The 1025-nt window shown below is 50.3% G+C and carries 1 rRNA gene; it reads left to right on the top strand.

Annotated elements, in window-relative coordinates:
• Positions 1-1025: ribosomal RNA gene (locus NCCP28_RS23450) — 23S ribosomal RNA — on the top strand; the annotation flags it as partial.

Here is a 1025-nt window from a genome sequence, read left to right as displayed (position 1 = left end):
CTGAAACATCTAAGTACCCGGAGGAAGAGAAAGCAAACGCGATTCCCTGAGTAGCGGCGAGCGAAACGGGATTAGCCCAAACCAAGAGGCTTGCCTCTTGGGGTTGTAGGACACTCAACATGGAGTTACAAAGGAACGGGGTAAACGAATAGGTCTGGAAAGGCCAGTCATAGAAGGTAAAAACCCTGTAGTTGAAACTTCGTTCCCTCCTGAGTGGATCCTGAGTACGGCGGGACACGAGAAATCCCGTCGGAAGCAGGGAGGACCATCTCCCAAGGCTAAATACTCCCTAGTGACCGATAGTGAACCAGTACCGTGAGGGAAAGGTGAAAAGCACCCCGGAAGGGGAGTGAAATAGATCCTGAAACCGTGTGCCTACAAGTAGTTAGAGCCCTTTTATGGGTGATAGCGTGCCTTTTGTAGAATGAACCGGCGAGTTACGATTACATGCGAGGTTAAGTTGAAGAGACGGAGCCGCAGCGAAAGCGAGTCTGAATAGGGCGAATTAGTATGTGGTTGTAGACCCGAAACCAGGTGATCTACCCATGTCCAGGGTGAAGTCCAGGTAACACTGGATGGAGGCCCGAACCCACGCACGTTGAAAAGTGCGGGGATGAGGTGTGGGTAGCGGAGAAATTCCAATCGAACTTGGAGATAGCTGGTTCTCTCCGAAATAGCTTTAGGGCTAGCCTCAAGGTAAGAGTATTGGAGGTAGAGCACTGTTTGGACTAGGGGCCCCCATCGGGTTACCGAATTCAGACAAACTCCGAATGCCAAATACTTATCCTTGGGAGTCAGACTGCGAGTGATAAGATCCGTAGTCAAGAGGGAAACAGCCCAGACCACCAGCTAAGGTCCCAAAGTATACGTTAAGTGGAAAAGGATGTGGAGTTGCTTAGACAACCAGGATGTTGGCTTAGAAGCAGCCACCATTTAAAGAGTGCGTAATAGCTCACTGGTCGAGTGACTCTGCGCCGAAAATGTACCGGGGCTAAACGTATCACCGAAGCTGTGGATTGACATCT

This window comes from Niallia sp. NCCP-28, assembly GCF_023168165.1.
Lineage (GTDB): Bacteria > Bacillota > Bacilli > Bacillales > Cytobacillaceae > Niallia.
This window is presented reverse-complemented; position numbering and strand designations above follow the sequence as displayed.